Annotated in this window: 14 protein-coding genes; 6 read left to right on the plus strand and 8 right to left on the minus strand. The window is 44.0% G+C overall.

Features of this window, described 5'->3' with window-relative positions; all coding sequences use genetic code 11:
- Positions 1-81: 81 nt before the first annotated feature.
- The 3 genes from DFP80_RS07420 (at position 82) to DFP80_RS07430 (ending at position 4,677) form a co-directional block, all read left to right on the plus strand.
- Complete coding sequence (locus tag DFP80_RS07420) at positions 82-1,344, plus strand: MFS transporter (RefSeq protein WP_113916172.1); 1,263 nt, start codon at positions 82-84, stop codon at positions 1,342-1,344.
- A gap of 27 nt (positions 1,345-1,371) precedes the next feature.
- Complete coding sequence (locus DFP80_RS07425) at positions 1,372-3,414, plus strand: TonB-dependent receptor (RefSeq protein ID WP_113916173.1); 2,043 nt, start codon at positions 1,372-1,374, stop codon at positions 3,412-3,414.
- A gap of 105 nt (positions 3,415-3,519) precedes the next feature.
- Positions 3,520-4,677 carry a siderophore-interacting protein gene (locus DFP80_RS07430; RefSeq protein ID WP_113916336.1) on the plus strand — a complete coding sequence of 386 codons (1,158 nt, stop codon included), beginning with the start codon at positions 3,520-3,522 and terminating at the stop codon, positions 4,675-4,677.
- Between the two features lie 85 nt (positions 4,678-4,762).
- On the opposite strand, the gene DFP80_RS07435 is transcribed toward DFP80_RS07430, so the two are convergent.
- The 4 genes from DFP80_RS07435 to DFP80_RS07450 form a co-directional block, all read right to left on the minus strand.
- Positions 4,763-5,614, minus strand: coding sequence for a LysR substrate-binding domain-containing protein (locus DFP80_RS07435; protein ID WP_113916174.1), 852 nt, complete (start codon positions 5,612-5,614; stop codon positions 4,763-4,765).
- A 174-nt stretch (positions 5,615-5,788) separates the two neighbouring features.
- Entirely contained in the window at positions 5,789-7,294 is a 1,506-nt protein-coding gene (locus DFP80_RS07440) for a mannitol dehydrogenase family protein (protein WP_113916175.1), read from the minus strand.
- A 26-nt stretch (positions 7,295-7,320) separates the two neighbouring features.
- The gene (locus DFP80_RS07445) at positions 7,321-9,024 is read right to left on the minus strand and encodes a purine-cytosine permease family protein (RefSeq protein WP_113916176.1); all 1,704 of its coding nucleotides are present in this window, start codon (positions 9,022-9,024) and stop codon (positions 7,321-7,323) included.
- Between the two features lie 597 nt (positions 9,025-9,621).
- Positions 9,622-10,224 carry a hypothetical protein gene (locus DFP80_RS07450; RefSeq protein WP_113916177.1) on the minus strand — a complete coding sequence of 201 codons (603 nt, stop codon included), beginning with the start codon at positions 10,222-10,224 and terminating at the stop codon, positions 9,622-9,624.
- A 109-nt stretch (positions 10,225-10,333) separates the two neighbouring features.
- On the opposite strand from DFP80_RS07450, the gene DFP80_RS07455 reads away from it, so the two are divergent.
- Positions 10,334-10,870 carry a TetR/AcrR family transcriptional regulator gene (locus DFP80_RS07455; RefSeq protein WP_113916178.1) on the plus strand — a complete coding sequence of 179 codons (537 nt, stop codon included), beginning with the start codon at positions 10,334-10,336 and terminating at the stop codon, positions 10,868-10,870.
- Positions 10,871-11,219: 349 nt separating this feature from the next.
- On the opposite strand, the gene DFP80_RS07460 is transcribed toward DFP80_RS07455, so the two are convergent.
- Positions 11,220-11,555: a zinc ribbon domain-containing protein YjdM gene (locus tag DFP80_RS07460; protein ID WP_113916179.1), complete on the minus strand. Its 336-nt coding sequence runs from the start codon at positions 11,553-11,555 to the stop codon at positions 11,220-11,222.
- A gap of 224 nt (positions 11,556-11,779) precedes the next feature.
- On the opposite strand from DFP80_RS07460, the gene DFP80_RS07465 reads away from it, so the two are divergent.
- Positions 11,780-13,099: a DASH family cryptochrome gene (locus tag DFP80_RS07465; protein ID WP_113916180.1), complete on the plus strand. Its 1,320-nt coding sequence runs from the start codon at positions 11,780-11,782 to the stop codon at positions 13,097-13,099.
- A gap of 11 nt (positions 13,100-13,110) precedes the next feature.
- Positions 13,111-13,257, plus strand: a complete 147-nt coding sequence (locus DFP80_RS20635) for a hypothetical protein (RefSeq protein WP_158601360.1) — start codon at positions 13,111-13,113, stop codon at positions 13,255-13,257.
- A gap of 179 nt (positions 13,258-13,436) precedes the next feature.
- Here DFP80_RS20635 and DFP80_RS07470 read toward each other — a convergent pair whose 3' ends face one another.
- From DFP80_RS07470 to DFP80_RS07480, 3 genes are all read right to left on the minus strand, one after another.
- The gene (locus DFP80_RS07470) at positions 13,437-13,763 is read right to left on the minus strand and encodes a Rieske (2Fe-2S) protein (RefSeq protein WP_241560241.1); all 327 of its coding nucleotides are present in this window, start codon (positions 13,761-13,763) and stop codon (positions 13,437-13,439) included.
- A 60-nt stretch (positions 13,764-13,823) separates the two neighbouring features.
- Positions 13,824-13,970, minus strand: a complete 147-nt coding sequence (locus DFP80_RS07475; RefSeq protein WP_241560240.1) for a hypothetical protein — start codon at positions 13,968-13,970, stop codon at positions 13,824-13,826.
- Positions 13,971-14,112: 142 nt separating this feature from the next.
- On the minus strand, positions 14,113-15,288 hold the full coding sequence (locus DFP80_RS07480; protein WP_113916181.1) for a Gfo/Idh/MocA family protein: 1,176 nt from the start codon (positions 15,286-15,288) through the stop codon (positions 14,113-14,115).
- Positions 15,289-15,445 lie beyond the last annotated feature (157 nt).

A 15,445-nucleotide genomic window follows, 5' to 3' on the forward strand; every position in this document is an offset into this window, starting at 1 on the left:
TTTAACCCCTTATGCAAAATACCGCTTGGTCGCTCTGTTGCGCCTCCAGTATCTGCATAAGATCACCCTTAGGATTCAACCATGAAAAACAGCCAATACCCTTGGTTCATGTTAGCCAGCACCTACGTAACTCAATATATAGGCGTCGCTTTCATTCTCTCCGCCGCCGTTGCTATTCTTCGTCAACAGGGCGCAGCGTTGGATCAATTAGCCCTATTGAACCTCGCTGTACTGCCTCTGGCTGGTAAGGTTTTCTATGCCCCGATAATTGACAAATTTCACGTAAACTTACGATATATATGTTTAGTAAATCTACAAGGTAGATACAGAAGCTGGCTTGTGCTCGCCCAAGGCGCAATGACATTACTGCTTATCCTAGCAGGGGCTTTAGACTTCGAAACACAATTTAGCGGCATACTGCTGGTGTTAGCTTGTTATGTTTTCTTCATGAGCATACAAGATGTATCGATTGACGGGCTCTCCTGCAAATTGTTTGATTCAAACACCCGCAAGTTTGCTAACAGCGTTCAATTCTCAGGAAATTTACTCGGTAATATCATTGGCGGTGGCTTAATCTTAATGTTTTACCCTTGGTTAGAATGGCAAGGATCCTTATGGTTGCTGGCCGCTTTGACCGCCATTTCACTTGTGCAAATGCTTTTCTTCAAAGAGCCTGACCATGCCGCTGAACCAACCCAACAAAACGAAAGTACTCATCACCTTCTAAAAGACATTAAGCAATTCATTCTTAAACATAAACGCTGGTTTCTAATATTAGGACTTTATCCTATTGGCTCGACCTGTGGATTCGCTTTATTAAACCCACTTCTGGTTGATCAAGGTTGGCCGCTTGACGATATTGGCTTCGTGATGAAGATATACGGTTCTATTGTGGGGTTGTTTTCCGCTCTACTCGCCACGCCGCTGATCAATCAAATTGGCCGCACCAATGCCCTTGTCACAGTCACCTTTATACAATTCACCTCCCTTATCTTTGTGCTGTTTCTAACATTAGGTGCGACCAGTAAGGTCATGGTTTACGCTGCCATTACCTTACATTTCATCAGTTTCCCTGCAATGTTGGTGGTTTCTTCCACCATCATGATGGACAAAGCGGCCCTAACGCTAAGGAAAGCGACATTTTTCACGCTTCAATTCAGCGTGGCTTCATTGCTTGGTTTCGCCTATTCCGCTGCCAGTCTCGCTCTAGCAAAACATTTGCAATACAGCGGTGTTGTCGCTGGTGGGGCCGTCATCACGCTGCTGATCGCCTGCGTTATTCGCCCCTTACTAAAAGAAAGTCCAATGCAGGCTTCTTCGCCATGCAGTCATGCCACTCGTTAGCCCTATTTCACAAAAGGAAAACATTCAATGTCGAAAACAATAAACATACGACCTTATAACCCTTACAAGCTCTCCTTAGTCGCCATATCGGTTATTAGCGCCATGATGGTTCAGCCTACAATCGCGGCTGAAGTGGATCTCGATACCATCGTCATCACAGGCGAAAAGATGGATAAGAGCTTGAAAGATACCATCACAGCGGTCACGGTTATAACCTCTGATGAACTTGAAACAGGCGAAACAAAACAAGCCAAAGACATCGCGACACAAGCACCGAATGTCATTCCAGGCTCCTTTGGTAACATTAACGTTCGAGGCATTTCTGGCGGTGGCGCTGCGACCGGTGGTCTGGCATTGATAACGGGGTCTCGTGCCCGAGTGGCCACCGTAGTTGACGGTACGTCTCAAGACTGGTCAGGATACAACTTTTCACCTGTCGGTTTATGGGACGCTCAACAAGTAGAAGTCTTACGTGGACCACAATCCACAGCACAAGGTGCGAGTGCGATCGCCGGCGCCCTTGTCATCAATACCAATGATCCAACGTTTGAAAGTGAAGCGGCGGTTCAAGCGGGTTTAGAAAGCTACAAAAATGGCAACCTAAAATACAATGTGGCGGCCATGTCTTCTGGTGCCATTATTGAAGATGAATTGGCGTATCGTATCGCCATCGATGAAACCAAAGGAGAAGGCTGGCTGAACTATGATACCAATGGGTATGATGACACGCCGAACTTAAGCGAATCAGAGAGCCTTAATATTCGAGGCAAACTACTGTGGCAGCCTGCTAGTATTCCAGAGCTCTCTGCTAAATTGACCGTCAACCATCATAAAAACGACGGTGAACACATCCGCTTCGCCAGTAATACAGAAGAAGGTATTGATAGCCAAACGCTTACCTTGAACAGTAGCACCATCTCACGCCAACAAGATTCAACAGACAAGTCCATTGCACTGGACGTGGATTATCAAATCCGTAGCGGCCTAACCAACTCACTTCACATCAGTCATAGTAATTCTGATCTATACGCAGATGGCTATTCTGTTGCAACCGCCACCAATACATATGACATTCAGCAAGACACTACCTCGTTAGAAAACCGCGTTATTTTTAATAGCCAACAATCTGACTGGTCGGGTGTATTAGGGCTCTATGCTTCTAGCAAAGATTCTGTGATTGATGCCACACAAGGCGCCTTAAACATAGACACTAGCTACACAACCAATACCACCGCTGCCTATGGCGAAACAAGTTATGCCCTATCTAATTTGACGCAAGCCAGTGTAGGATTACGCATCGAACACGAAGACATTGATAAAACTGGCTCTTTCTTTGGACGCAGCGATGTCGACCAAGACCTAGATCAGACATATTACCTTCCTAAAGTCGGCCTCACTCATGCGGTATCAAAAGCTACCACGCTTGGCGTCAGCATTCGCAAAGGCTATAGCCCTTCTGGCACCGGCATCAATGTTTCTACCAATGACGCTTATGAATTCGACAGTGAAGCCGTCACAGCTTACGAAGTTAGCAGCAAAAGTGTCTTTGCCAACGGCACACGATTAAGTGCGAATATTTTCTATAATGACTACACGGATTATCAAGCCGCAAGTGGCTTTTCCGTTGTAAATATCGACGCGGCCCATACTTATGGCTTCGAGTTGGAAGCCAGCACTTGGTTGACGAACAACTTTGAGTTACGCGGTTCCGTTGGTTTATTGCGCTCCGAGATCGATAACAATGATACCAATGAAGGCAACCAGTTATCGGGGGCACCAGAAACAAACATTGGCTTAGGTTTCACTCAATACCTAGGTGACAATTGGTCATTCGGCGCCGATGCAAATTATGTTGGGCAATATTATTCCACCCTTGATAACAGCGACGCAAATGAGGCTGGCAATCACACCGTGCTTGATGCTCGTGCTCAATATCTATTAGGAAATCTGACGTTAACAGGCTATGTTAAAAACCTCACAGACGAAGACGTGGTGTATTATCGTGAAGGTACTGTCGCGACTGTAGGACAAACTCGTACGATTGGCATCAGTGCCCTGTACCGTTTGTAGCTCTTTCTAACACCAAAACTAACACTAATACAGTCACTCAGCATAGGGGCTTAATTTGCCCCTATGCTTATTGAAAGCCTTAGCCATCAGCTCACCAGAGGTAACATGGAATCACGTTCCCCCATTCAAGACCCAGACCACAAACTCGATATACTTGAGCACGTTAATCAAGACCACAGCGAAGAAGTATTGGCCATCGCAGAAAGCCATTTAGTCGGCTCATTCAAAATAGTGTCAGCGAAGATAGTGGACCTCTTTGAAGAGGGGGTGTTGATTCAAGCTCACACATTAGAAGCCAAACCATCAGAGAACAGCACATCAGAGAATCAGCAAGACATTTTTGCGCCTTTTGTCATTAACGGTAGCCTAGAAGATAAGATTTTATACCTTGCTTATGCGGCAATCGTGAAACAAGGTCGTGACTTTAGCGGCACTGGAAAACGTTATTTTGAAGTCATAAACACGCAGAATATCACCCAAAATATCACCCGACTAACGCTGCAATCTTCAACGCCGTTACCGGATTATTACCCAGGCCATGCTTTTGCTTTTGTGTTAAAAAGTTTACAAAAACGGCCTGAATTAGCGACCTCGCCACAAGCCAAAAAATCATGGCAGAAAAACCTATTTGATCGTGCCTTTATCTGGCTCATGAAACACTTGTCCAATAAGCATCGTCAAAAACTCTTGATGAGTGCCAACAAGGACGTACGTCTCTATACACTCCGTAAAGCGTGGCAATCTGAAGGATCTGACTTTATCGATCAAGCTCATGTTGATATTTTCACCCATGGCAACACGCCAGGTAGCCAATGGACGAAAAGCCTCCGTAAAGGCGATATCGTTTCCAGTCGCTCAGAAGCCACAGACAAACACCCGCACTTGCATCAAGGGCAAACGTTACTCATCGCAGATGAAACCGCTTACCCAGCACTGGCCGGCATTTTAGACCAATGGCAAAACCCAATCGCCCCTTACATCATTTTGCTCAGTGAGAATGAAACGGAACAAGCTTATTTCAGCCACACAGACTTTCCACATGACGCTCAAGTAGAGCGCATCGTTTGCCCCGCTCAACAACAAGGCGAAAGCGTCTTATCGGCTCTGGATAAGATCACTAATATTGATGCGGTGTGGGCCGCTTTTGAGTCTGACTCAGCCAAACAAGTTCGCCATTTCTTACGCAATGAGCGTCAAGTAATGGGAAGGAACAACCACACCAAAGCCTATTGGCGCCTACAATCTAAACGCGGCAAAACCTAACATTAAGCGAATCAGAAAAAGAATTTTAGCCGTTGCCCATTTAAGTAAAGTCACTTTCAAATGATATTTGAAAGTGACTTAGTACCTAAGGCAAATTCAAAGTACATTCCACAAATGCGGTTATCGCACTCGAAGGGTTATCTTTGCGTGACACTAAGTAGGTTCGCGCGTGGGCAATATCTTGATCAATGGTGCGGTAAGCCAGCCCTTCAGTTTTATGCAGTGACAAGAGTGAACGCGGTACCATACCGATCCCCATACCTGCGATAACGCAGCTAATCATGGTGTAATAGCTTGGGATCTCAATAATACGCTCGCAAGTCCGTTCTTGTCTTTTAAGCCATTTTTCCAGACGATCTCGGTAAGAGCAGCCTTTGTTGTAACCCACCATGGTGAGCGAGTCAGGCAGCTTCTCTTGATCTTGCCATGAGGCCGGCATGATAAGAACCAACTCTTCGTCAAAGCAATGCACACAGGATAACCTTGGGTCGTCTGGTGGATCCGCACTCATTGCAACATCTAACTCACCTTCCAGAACACGTTCTATTAACGGCATTGAAGCCGAGGTCATAAGCTCAATTTGCACAGCAGGATAAGTGTCGTGATAACGCGAGAGTATGCTTGGTAAGCGTGAAGCGGCGCTACTTTCCATAGAACCTAATCTTAATAACCCAGACGGTTCCGCCTGTGTTAACTCAGCAATAGCGCTTTTTTGCAATTGCAGGATTTTATCCGTGTAATCCAATAGCCTCAGCCCAGCAGAGGTCACGGACAATCGATTATTTGTTCGTAAAAAAAGATCTACATTAAGTTCGCCTTCCAATTTTTTAAGCCGTGCGGTGACATTGGAAGGGACTCGACGCAAGGCTTCAGCCGCTCGAGTCACTCCTTTGTGTTCGACAACAGCTTTAAAAACAATCAGATCTGAAATATCCATACCCACTTACCCTTTCACATCTTATTTTCATATTTAATGAATAAGTTAACACTTATCATTCATTATTAATAAAAAAATACTGCACTACAAAAGGGTTCCAAACTGCAGCGCAAAAAAAACCGACATCAAGAATGATATCGGTTTGTTAAAATATAACGGGCTACAACAACAGCATTAAGCCGTTAACAATAGGCTTTCACCCAGCAAGACATCCATTTGAGCGGCAATATCTCTGTTCGTATACAAGGTTCGAACCATAGCGACATACTCGTCTGTGAACGTTTTGGATTGCACAAGATCACCGAAAACACTGTCCAATTTTAAAAAGGCGAGACTATCTTGCTCTGTTTTTGAGGCATAGCTGTGTAATTCAGCTTTCATATCATCAACGATGTCTAATGCTACGCCGTTTTTACTCACACCTTTATCCGAGTAATAACACCAAGCAGCAATTACTAAAGCAGCGAATTTAATGCTGCCACCTTTTTCGAGGTTTTCCATTATGGTTGGAACAATAAATTTAGGCAGCTTTGAAGAGCTTTCCAAACAAATTCGCGCCAAGTTATCTTTAATATTTGGGTTTCCGAAGCGCTCAATTAGAGTGCTCTTATATTCGTCTAGATTAATTTCATCAACAGGTGCCAAAATAGGAGTTACTTCAACATCCATGAATCTCCGTACATAAGAAGCAAACAGAGGATCGGCAATACATCCATCAATAGTGGCATGACCATGAACAGAGCCCAATAGTCCCAAAACAGAATGACCTGCGTTTAAAAGGCGAATTTTCATCAGCTCATAAGGCGTCACATCACCTACAAACTGCGCGCCAACAGATTCCCAATCAGGTCGGCCATCAGAGAAATGGTCTTCAATAATCCATTGCGTAAATGGTTCGCACGTTACAGGCCAAAGATCTTGAACTCCAGCTTCTTCAAGCAGCGTAATATCTTGTAAAGTAGTCATCGGAGTAATCCGATCTACCATGGCGTTTGGAAAGCTCACAGAGCTTGAAATCCATTGTGCCAATGTTGGATCTTGTTTCTCAGCAAAAGCCAGCAGCATTTTACGTGTCATATCGCCATTGTGCTGGATATTGTCACAAGACTGGATAGTGAAAGCAGGCAAACCTTTCGCACGACGCTTTCTAAGCGCTTCTGTCAAAAAGCCAAAAATCATTTTGGGAGCGTGTGGATTAACCAAGTCATGCTGAACATCAGGATGATCAAAATCAAATGCATTGGTCGCAGGATTAAAATGGTAGCCGCCTTCAGTGATTGTAAGCGAAACAATTTTCGTCTGTGCGTCAGCTAATCTGTCCGTCGCCGCCGCTGGATCATCGCTAGCCAAAACAAAATCGACAATAGAACCTATTACGCGATTTTCTTGTCGACCGTCGGGGTGCTTAACAATCAAGGTATAAAGATAATCTTGTTGCTTTAAAATATCACCGATTTTACGATCTGCCTCACGTAAGCCCATTCCACAGATACCCCATTCTGTTGATTGGGATAGCGTCAAAAAGTCATCGTTGTAGCACGCCTCATGAGATCGGTGAAAACCACCAACGCCAATATGAACAATACCTGCCTTTAACTGACTTCGATCGTACTTAGGTACGACAAAAGAGTCAGGTAAGTTATGCAGGTTTTTTTGATTAAGCTGAATGGTCGTGTTCATAAGTAAATCTCGTAAAAAATAGATCGTTAAGCTTGAAGCGCTTTTTTACGCTTCAGAGCCCAATAAGCAGTGACAAAATAAACAATCGTGCAGACAAAACCATAAGTATAAAAAAGCTCACGATTATTGATGTATGCAGTCATATTTACACTTTCAAACATGGTGTTGTAAGCCAGCACTAAGGTGATCAACAAGCTCAACCATGACAGGGCTGTTAGCAGTTTAGAAAAGGCTGAACGGTCCTCTACATAAGGAGCTTGCTCAATGGCCTGTTGTTTATGATATTCACGGATAACTTGTGCCTGCTGTTCCATTTCCGCTTCTTCTTTAGGGTATTTATCACTGGCACCGTAGCGTTTGGCGAGCAAGGTATACACAAGCATAGTGAAAAACCATGTTGGCAAGAAAAGGTAATAGAAAGACATCACATCAAGTGCATTTAAACCAAAACCAAAGACAAGCCCAGCGCCCCACGAGGCGACTGCCGGTGTACTATGAGTAAGCTTTTTGTAGCTTGCCCAATAGCGAGTCAAGCCAATCTTCGGAAACAAGAAATGCTCAGCAAATACGATGGCACCAACAGGCACTACCAATAAACCGGCATAGGTTAAAATAGGCAGCATTTTACTGAAGACAAAGGGGAAGCAAGCAATCACCACAGTAAAAAGACCCACTGTGAGTGTGGTTGCTTTACGAGAGTAATGAGGGAAAATTGCTTGAGCAGCAAGGCCTGCGCGATACAAGTTTGCATTCGCCGTAGTCCACCCAGCAATAATAACAATAACAAAACCAGACAAACCCAGCGCTTGGAAAGCCACATCGCCTGGATCTAATTCAATAATAGATTTCTTCACCAGAATAGCCGCACCCGCTCCCATAATGCCAGCAGATACCCAAGCAATAAAATGACCAAACAGCATACCTGCGCTTGTCGATAAAGCGTAAATTGGCTTTTTAGCATAGCGTAACAACGCCATATCTATTAAACCGAAATGCGTGATGGTATTAGCAGCCCATGCAAAACCAATTACCTCGACCAAACCGATACCCGGTTCTCCATGAGCATTCACTCCAGTCCAGATCGATTGATCTCCAATCGTTACAAAATCTTTAAAACTATGAATAACCGTTGAACCCAACACTGACTCAGATAATGCTGGCAACATAACCAGAGCACCAGAAGCAAACATAACAAAAAGCCACGGGCCACAGATTCCAGAAAATTCAGACACCGCTTTAAAACCGTACATGGCGACAAATACCACCACCACACCAACAGCAAGAACAACTAAAACAAACCAAAAGTTACTCGGGTACCAGTTCAATTGCGCAGGGATATTAAAAAGATAGCGAACAGCCGTACTCGAGACAGTTATCATCGCGGCCGATATAACGGTAAAAATAATGACGTTTGCCCAGTTATAGAGCTTAGTCATAGACTGACCCGTTATTTTCTCAAGATAGGTATACAGGCTTAAACGTGTTTGTGTTGCGATTGGCGCTGTAATCAGAGTCCAACTCAGAATGGCAAGAATATTACCAATCAAAAGACCAAGAAGAATGTCCATCGTTTTCGCGCCAAGAGCAACGAAAGTAGCACCAATAACAAACTCAGTTGCTGCCACATGTTCGCCGGCATACAAACCAAAAAAGTGTTTCCAGCCGTGCAACTTATGCTTTGCAATGGGCAACTGCTCTTCATTGACTCTATCTAGCTTTTCAAAATTCATTACTTATCTCTTTATTCTTTTAATAGGAATTATATGAAAGGCAAACAAAGCACCTCTCTGAGCGATCTTTTTCTGATTTACTTTAAGAGTGCTTTTTGAAGGAAATACAATACCTAAGCAAAACCGCCAAAAACACAATCAAGATGCAGAAAACATATTGCTCTTTTTGTCATCATAAATATGGGGGAAGGAGTGTAAGAAGTCGGAAGGGAGTAAACAAATACAATAAAAGCAAAATATTAATACTATTTTGACACAAAAATACAAGTTAATGATAAATAGGTACTTTTTTAACTATTTTTTTATAAGTTGTTTTATAAAAGTACTTTTTTGATCATTTTTTACTAGATTTGAAGTTTGAACATCAATTTATGATTAATTAATTATCCTTACCTGTATATACCAAAAAGCCGCCCGATGTAAATCTGAAGACGGCTTTTGAGTCTGACTCAGCAAACAAGTTCGTCATTTTTTACGCAATGAACGTCAAGTAATGGGAAAGAACAACCACACCAAAGCCTATTGGCGACTAAGCAAGAAACGTTGATCTAAAAGCCGACAGGACGGACTTGAACGCTTCATTGGTCCTGTCATAAGTCACGACAAGCTTTCACTGTCAGGTCGATACGGCTCTTCATGCGGTAAATGACTGACTAACAACTTGCAGTAAAACAGTGGTAAAAACCATTCCATTCCCTCTGGCTGAGCCAGGCCATACAGCGATATCAAAAACGCCATACTGTATAAAATCATCGCAACGGGTCGCTGCAAATACACACTGGTCATTAAAATAATCAAGGCCGACACCACTAGATAACCGCCCGCGACCATTAGCCAAACCCAATCAAACGACAGAAAAAAATACGCCACTAAAAACAGCTGCAGAAAGTGCAACAAGATAAAGTTCATATGCTGGCGGATCGATTGACCAGATCGGTGATACCAGCGTTTTGCCGTGGAGGTGGCGTTGGTAATAATCCCACCCGATATGTCTAACGCCAGTAGACCGCACATAAATAATTGCAGATAAGACCACTCCGGCATCTGCAACATGCCATACACAACCGCAACAAGCGCCGCTACCAAAGGCAATAGCGTTTGCAAAAGCACTTCCGCTGGCGTCGCACCCGGCCCAATAAATCGATCAATCGCACCCGCCAAACCACGCCTGACTGGCGGATAATTCCAATTAATACGCATAATATTTCATCCTTTTTCTTTTTCAGACCACTTGGACTATAAAAATAGCAGCTTGCGTATTGCTTTGTCATTATTTTATAGTCCGGATGGACGAATAAAGAGATTTTTTATGCCAAAGATCATTGATCACCAAGCACACAAACAGCTCATTGTTTCAAAAGCCTGTCATGTTTTCTTAGCGCATGGTTATTCACAACTTGGTATGCGACAGCTCGCCGATGAACTGAAGGTTTCTAAAAGTGCGCTGTACCATTATTTTGCCAGTAAAGAGGCTCTGTTCACCGCGTGCATTGAATACATCACGTCAGAAGACATGGCGTTTTCTCCCTGCCCACCAAACACCAGCCCAGAAACACGACTGGATGCCTTGCTAGAAGTGATACAGCATATTGATGAACGTTTTAAAGGGGAGCTTAATTTGGTGATTGATTTCACCCGAGGCATGACAGCCGAACAAATTCACCACAACCAACATATGCAACTAGTGGAAAAGAAATATCTGGATCTGGTGACTGAATACGTCGGAAAAACAAACGCCATACCGATTTACACTATTTTGCTGGGCAGCCTACTCGGAAGAGTATTGAACGGGAATACGACATCATGGCAAGAAGTCAAAGACTGGCTATTGCCTTTGGTTGAGTAAGGCTTGAATGCAGCGAATAAACTAGCGCTCAGCTTTTCCAACCAATAAATAGCACGCCACATGCGATTCTATAGGCACCAAGCTGGATTGGACCCAAAAGACTCAAAAATCTTGTTGATAATAGCTTGTGCGGGATTCCCTTTGACTGACTCTACATACGTTAACATACTTCGGCTCACGCCAACTTGATCCGCAAACTCACCTTAAGACACATGCAAAATATCATCTATATTGGATAAATAGCGGCCCATTTGTATTTATTCGAAATAAAAAATGAGCATTATTATGCTCATTTTAAAAGTGAGAATGAGAAACTTCCTCTTCTCTTTTGATGATAAAACGACCAGCTTCAGGCTTTTTTCACAAATTGAGACTTCAGCATCATTTCGCCACCGCCATCTAATTTGCAATCAATATCGTGATCACCATCAACAAGACGTTTAATTGTCGCTTTGGTGCCAATTTTTAATACTTGGGATGAGCCTTTAACCTTAAGGTCTTTCGCCAAAGTCACTTTGTCACCTTCTTGCAATAAATTACCGCCCATATCTTTGATAATAAGCGCGTCTTCATCAACCTCAACTTCATTAGGGTTCCATTCGTGGGCACATTCAGGGCAAATCAGCATAGCCTGATCTTCATAAACATACTCAGAATTGCATTTTGGGCAATTTGGAAGACTCATAATTATCACTACCTTCTAACGTAAACGGGAAAATTTTGCTCATTATACCCCTATTTTTGTTATGGTTTTTGCTTGATGGTAAAAAATAATTCATTTAAAAAACCCAACTTTTGAAACAAAGTTATTTGAGGCGATCGATACAAAGCGGATATGCATATTTTTTAAACCAATATTCTCTTAGATACGTACTAAAGTTAAGAGTCACGAATAAACAGGAATATGTAATGAAACTAGGTGTAGTTTGGTTCGGAGAAGATCTGCGCTGCGCTGATCAGAGCGTACTATGGAAAGCGGCGCAGGAGGTTGATTATCTTGTCTGTCTTTATTGCGATGAGCCTCACCACCGCTCTTCTAGTCGTTATGCAACCCAAGGCATGTCGAAGAATCGCCGTCGTTTTTTAAAGCAAGGCCTGCAGAGTTTGGCATTGCAATTACAATCCTTGGGGCAAACATTATTCATAAGCACATTAGATGCCGCCACCAGTTTAAACATACTGCTCAACGAAGTGCCGATTGCACATCTATATCGAAACCACCACGGCGGCTGGGACGAACGACAAGCACTTAAGAGCATAGCGAATCGATACCCTGATGTGCGTATTCATTTGGGTCATGGTTTGAGCCTATTTACACCATCTCAGTTGCCTTTTGATATAGCAGAACTACCTGATTCTTTTTCTAAATTCCGTCGTTTAGTCGAAGACATAGATACTTTTGCCCCCTTACCTGCCTTACAAAAGTTACCACCCGTTCCGGTGTTCGACATTCAACGCATTCGCCCTTGGAAGCTTGATAAAGTAGAAGATAGGAGTGCATTTACTGGCGGAGAACACGCTGCGATAGACCAGCTAAGCGATTACTTCTCAACGGATCTACCAAGCTATTATAAAGAAACCCGTAACAAACTAGATGGCTGGGAAAGCTCCACCAAATTCTCGCCATGGTTGGCGCAAGGCAGTTTATCAGCTCGACAAATCAAAACCAGTATCGACGCTTACGAGCGAGATCATGGCGCAAACGAATCAACATACTGGATCTATTTCGAACTACTATGGCGTGAGTATTTTCATTGGTATGCGACACGCTATGGCAAACAGCTTTTCTTACCTGGAGGGTTAACAAGAAGACAAAATCAAGGCAGTTATTACGCTGAACGCTTTCGCAAATGGAGCCAAGGCAACACGCCTTATCCCTTGGTAAATGCCTGCATGAAGCAACTTAATGAAACCGGCTATATGAGCAACCGAGGGCGACAAATTGCTGCCAGCTGCTTGATCTATGAACTGGGCATCGACTGGCGTTATGGTGCGGCGTATTTTGAAGAGCAGCTACTCGATTACAGTGTCGGTTCCAATTGGGGGAATTGGCAATACATCGCAGGAGTTGGCGCCGACCCCAAAGGTGGCCGTCATTTCAATTTGCAAAAACAAACTGAACAATACGACCCAAATCAACAGTTTATTCAAAAGTGGCAAGGCCAAATATTTGATACCCAATTGGATTCAGTGGATGCGGCCGACTGGCCAATTTATCCTGCACAATGAGCGACCACAACATGATTATTGAGCGTTCGCTTAACCCCGTTGTGGTGTGGCTAAAACGAGACTTACGACTAAGCGATCATTCGGCATTGGCGCTTTGTCTGGCAGTCGTTAGAAGACATAAATCGGCGTCAGCCCAACCCTTGCGCGGAATGCCTTAAAGAGCTTTCATGGAGGACGAGGCAAAAACTAGTATCAGTCCATTTCCAGCCCGCTGAACAGTCGATCGGCTTGTACTCGGTTATCACCCTGTAGCGTGGGGAAATATTACAAACAGCTTGCCCGTTCTTTCAGTACGATTATTATCAAAGCAGAGGGCTTATCTCACTGTTCATACACGCTACACCTTAATCCATAATTGCTGATTATGAACTTGATGCTGAACAGGCAGTAAAGAATCCCCAACGCACGGGCCTTGGTGACACAATCCGGTTTTGATATCAAACTGTGCGCTGTGTCGGCTGCATAAGATATTCATTCTGGACGAGTCTAAAAATTGATCGGGCATCCACTCTAATCGCACGCCAAAATGTGGACAGCGGTTTTCATACACTCTCAATTCCTGATCAAAGTGAACACTAAAGTATTCTTTTCCTTCATGGCGAAACCCCATGCCCGTTTCGGAAATGCGGGACACTGGAATTTCGGTATTAACGTACTCTGGCATAGACTTCTCTTTAAAAATGCCCCACAGATAGGTGAGGCATTTGGTGGTTGAGCCGTCGTGTTAACGGCTGATGGTTTGCTTTAAGGCTTCGACAGAGCTATCTATGCCAGCTTCAACAGACATGGTCAAGTCTTCCATTTCCAAACTGACCCAGTCGTTGTAACCCACTATTCGACATACCGAAAAGAATTCTTTCCACCATTGCAAATCATGACCAGCCGTCCCCTGTCATTTCCACCCCCTCTAACCCCAGTGCGACCACTTTATCTAACATCTCTGTATAAGAAAGATTTCCTGGGCTATCCGTACACATTGAGAGTTTCATTATTGCGTCCATTAATCTGTAATGTTATTCAAAATTGACCCAAGCCGACCCGTTATCAGCGGAGCGAACGCAGTTTTCCAACCAACGTACACCGTCAGTACCCGCTTCGATTCCAGGATAGTGATGGCTATTAAGAAAACCCTCATCACCACGCTGCTTAGCATCAATTGCTTGAGCGATCCATAAGTAAATATTGGCCCAGCTGTCGCCCAGCCCTTCGGTGTGTAATGCCCCCATACGATCAACGGCTAGGGCTTCATCCTCAAGGTAGGGCATACCATGATGAAGAATCTGATTAGGTTGTCCTTGCACTTCATAGATAAGCTGATCAGGGTGTGTATCCGACCACTCGATCGACGCTTTAGATCCGACAAAGCGATAACGCTGGCTCCCCATATTGCCCGCGTTTACAGACGACACCCAAAGCCGCCCACGGGCACCATTGTTGTAATGCATTAAGACTGTGGCATGATCTTCTAAAGGTGCGCGGCTGGGTATGAAAGCTTTTCGATCACACAGCAGCTTGTCAATTGTCAGCTCTGGTAAAACAACTTCAGACAAGTAGTACAAATGCGTGCCGATATCACCTAAGACAAAGGTTGGCCCTGCTGTGGCCGGGTTGGTACGCCATTTCATGGCCTCACCCGCATGGCGGTCATCGTCTGAATTAAACCCATGAGTGTATTGCATATCCACGATGCGAATGTCGCCCAATAGCCCTCTTTTCACCATTGCTGCCATTTGATGAACCAATGGATGCCCTGTAAAACCGTATGTCACACCGACAATTAACCCCTTATCACTTGCTAGTTTGGCAATGACATCACACTCTGCCACGGTGAAAAATAACGGCTTTTCACAAATCACATGAATACCGGCCTCAAGGCAAGCTTTGGTGATGTCAAAGTGCGTGAAATTAGGGGTCGCAATCGACACCACCTCTACTCCATCAGCACGCTGTGATTCTTCGGCAATCAACGTAAGATAGTCAGCGTAAAGACGATCTTCATCCACACTTAGGTTCTTACCAAATGCTTTGCCACGCTCAGCATCTAAATCAAATGCTCCGCACACCAACTGATAAGCGGTGTTATCTCGCAACGCTGCCGTGCGGTGCTTGTAGCCGACTTGACCAGTTCGGCCGCCCCCAATCATTCCCCACCGTAATGGTCGTTCTATGCATTTTTCACCATTTAACATTGTCACTACCTCCATTTTATTTTTCTTTTGTGCAGATCGAACATGCCTTCGAAAGGACTCATAGAACTTAGCGTTTGATGAATACAGAGAAAAGCGAAAAATGAACGGTAATGAGCTAAGGTTTCAAAATAGACCATCCATAAATGAACCATTTAAT

Source organism: Marinomonas rhizomae (genome assembly GCF_003315485.1).
GTDB lineage: Bacteria > Pseudomonadota > Gammaproteobacteria > Pseudomonadales > Marinomonadaceae > Marinomonas > Marinomonas rhizomae.

Coding starts and splice junctions, on each gene's coding strand:
- DFP80_RS07420 (WP_113916172.1), top strand. CDS start 82: ATGAAAAACAGCCAATACCCTTGGTTCATGTTAGCCAGCACCTACGTA.
- DFP80_RS07425 (WP_113916173.1), top strand. CDS start 1,372: ATGTCGAAAACAATAAACATACGACCTTATAACCCTTACAAGCTCTCC.
- DFP80_RS07430 (WP_113916336.1), top strand. CDS start 3,520: ATGGAATCACGTTCCCCCATTCAAGACCCAGACCACAAACTCGATATA.
- DFP80_RS07435 (WP_113916174.1), bottom strand. CDS start 5,614: ATGGATATTTCAGATCTGATTGTTTTTAAAGCTGTTGTCGAACACAAA.
- DFP80_RS07440 (WP_113916175.1), bottom strand. CDS start 7,294: ATGAACACGACCATTCAGCTTAATCAAAAAAACCTGCATAACTTACCT.
- DFP80_RS07445 (WP_113916176.1), bottom strand. CDS start 9,024: ATGAATTTTGAAAAGCTAGATAGAGTCAATGAAGAGCAGTTGCCCATT.
- DFP80_RS07450 (WP_113916177.1), bottom strand. CDS start 10,224: ATGCGTATTAATTGGAATTATCCGCCAGTCAGGCGTGGTTTGGCGGGT.
- DFP80_RS07455 (WP_113916178.1), top strand. CDS start 10,334: ATGCCAAAGATCATTGATCACCAAGCACACAAACAGCTCATTGTTTCA.
- DFP80_RS07460 (WP_113916179.1), bottom strand. CDS start 11,555: ATGAGTCTTCCAAATTGCCCAAAATGCAATTCTGAGTATGTTTATGAA.
- DFP80_RS07465 (WP_113916180.1), top strand. CDS start 11,780: ATGAAACTAGGTGTAGTTTGGTTCGGAGAAGATCTGCGCTGCGCTGAT.
- DFP80_RS20635 (WP_158601360.1), top strand. CDS start 13,111: ATGATTATTGAGCGTTCGCTTAACCCCGTTGTGGTGTGGCTAAAACGA.
- DFP80_RS07470 (WP_241560241.1), bottom strand. CDS start 13,763: ATGCCAGAGTACGTTAATACCGAAATTCCAGTGTCCCGCATTTCCGAA.
- DFP80_RS07480 (WP_113916181.1), bottom strand. CDS start 15,288: ATGTTAAATGGTGAAAAATGCATAGAACGACCATTACGGTGGGGAATG.